The organism is Microvirga massiliensis, assembly GCF_001006805.1.
Classification (GTDB): domain Bacteria; phylum Pseudomonadota; class Alphaproteobacteria; order Rhizobiales; family Beijerinckiaceae; genus Microvirga; species Microvirga massiliensis.
This window is the reverse complement of record NZ_LN811391.1, coordinates 1-2,380: the sequence shown is the minus strand read 5'-3', so window position 1 is coordinate 2,380 and position 2,380 is coordinate 1. Positions and strand designations below refer to the sequence as shown.

Sequence of the window (2,380 nt, the reverse complement as noted above, 5' to 3'; positions counted from 1 at the left end):
ATGTCTGATCCTCGGTTGCGGGTTTTGGCGGAGCTCGAGCGCAAGGTGTTGTGGCTGGCGACCTGGACGATCCACCACGCCAACCACCTGCGCCCGAACCCGGACGGCCTCAAGGTCGGGGGCCATCAGGCCTCCTCGGCCTCGCTCGCCACCATCCTGACCGCCCTCTACGGCGCGGTGCTGCGCCCCGAGGACCGGGTCGCCGTCAAGCCCCATGCCGGCCCGGTCTTCCACGCCCTCCAGTATCTCCTCGGCCGGCAGACCCGCGACAAGCTCGCGGCCTTCCGGGGCTACCAGGGCGCGCAGTCCTATCCCTCGCGCACCAAGGACACCGACGATGTCGATTTCTCGACCGGCTCGGTCGGGCTCGGGGTCGCCCAGACCCTCTTTGCTGCGCTGGTCCAGGACTACGTGCGCGCCCATGGCTGGGGCCTGGAGCGCCCCGAGGGCCGCATGATCGCCCTCTTGGGCGATGCCGAGATGGACGAGGGCAACATCTTCGAGGCCCTGCTCGAGGGCTGGAAGCAGGGCCTGCGCAACACCTGGTGGATCATCGACTACAACCGCCAGAGCCTCGATGCCGTGGTGCGCGAAGGCCTGTTCTCCCGCTTCGAGGCCCTGTTCCGGGCCTTCGGCTGGGAGGTCGTGGTGCTCAAATACGGCTCGCTGCTCGAGGCAGCCTTCCGGGAGCCCGGCGGCGACACGCTCCGGGACTGGATCGATACCTGCCCGAACCAGCTCTACTCGGCCCTGACCTTCCAGGGCGGCACCGCCTGGCGCCGGCGCCTGCTCGACGATCTCGGCGATCAGGGGCCGGTCAGCCGCCTGCTCGCGCGGCGCTCCGACGAGGAGCTCGCCCGCCTGATGACCAATCTCGGGGGCCATGACCTGCCGGGCCTGCTCGCGGCCTTCGAGGCGATCGACCACGACCGCCCGACCGTGTTCATCGCCTACACGATCAAGGGTTTTGGCCTGCCGCTCGCCGGCCACAAGGACAACCATGCCGGGCTGCTCACACCCGCCCAGCTCGAGGGCTTCCGGGCCGCGATGGGCATCCGGCCCGGCCACGAATGGGAGCCCTTCGAGGGCCTCCAGATCCCGCCCGCCGAGCTGCAGCGCTTTCTCGCGAGTGTGCCCTTCGTGCAGAAGGGCCCCCGGCGCCTCAGCGCCCCCGTGATCCCGGTCCCGGAGGCGCTCCCGACACCCCGGCAGCCGGCCCTGTCGACCCAGGCCGGCTTCGGGCTGATCCTCAACGAGCTCGCCCGCTCGGACACCCCGCTCGCGGAGCGCCTCGTCACGACCTCGCCGGACGTGACGGTCTCGACCAACCTGGGAGGCTGGGTGAACCGGCGCGGGCTGTTCGCCCGCCAGGAGATGCGCGACCTGTTCCGGGCCGAGCGGATTCCCTCGACCTTCACGTGGGACTTCTCGCAACAGGGCCAGCACATCGAGCTCGGGATTGCCGAGATGAACCTGTTCAGCCTGCTCTCCGGGCTCGGGCTCTCGCATGCGCTGTTCGGCGAGCGGCTGTTGCCGATCGGCACGCTCTACGACCCGTTCATCGCCCGCGGGCTCGATGCCCTGAACTATGCCTGCTACCAGGATGCCCGCTTCATCCTGGTCGCGACGCCCTCGGGGGTGACGCTGGCGCCGGAGGGCGGGGCGCATCAGTCGATCGGCACGCCGCTGATCGGCCTGGCCCAGGACGGGCTGGCGGCCTTCGAGCCGGCCTTTGTCGACGAGCTCGCGGTGATCCTGCGCTGGGCCTTTGCCTATCTCCAGAAGGACGGCGACGGGGCGCCGAGCGAGCGGAGCTGGCTGCGCGACGAGACCGGGGGCTCGGTGTATCTGCGGCTGTCGACGCGGGTTCTCGAGCAGCCGCAGCGGGAGATTGCACCGGAGCTCGCGCGCGACATCGTCGACGGCGCGTATTGGTTGCGCCGCCCGGGCCCGAACGCGCAGGTCGTGGTGGCCTATACGGGGGCGGTGGCCCCGGAGGCCATTGCGGCGGTGGGGCGGATGGGCGAGGACCGGCGCGACATCGGGCTTCTGGCGATCACCTCGGCGGACCGGCTGAATGCCGGCTGGACGGCGGCGCAGCGGGCGCGCGAGCGCGGGCGCGGGCAGGCCCGCAGCCACATCGAGCGGCTCTTGGCCGAGGTGCCGCGCGAGTGCGGGTTGGTCACCGTGCTCGACGGGCACCCCGCGACCCTGGGCTGGCTCGGAGCGGTGCTGGGTCACCGCACGCGGGCGCTCGGGGTCGAGCATTTCGGGCAGACCGGCACGATCCCGGACCTCTACCGCCATTACGGTCTCGATGCCCAGGGCATCGCCGCCGCCGCCCAACTCATCGCCCCAGGCAAACCCATCCGATACCTCA

The 2,380-nt window shown here is 70.9% G+C and carries 1 protein-coding gene; it reads left to right on the top strand.

Annotation, left to right across the window (positions count from 1 at the left end; genetic code table 11):
• A partial coding sequence (locus tag BN1233_RS42440) for a transketolase (protein WP_046869718.1) occupies positions 1-2,380 on the top strand: 2,380 nt, incomplete at its 3' end.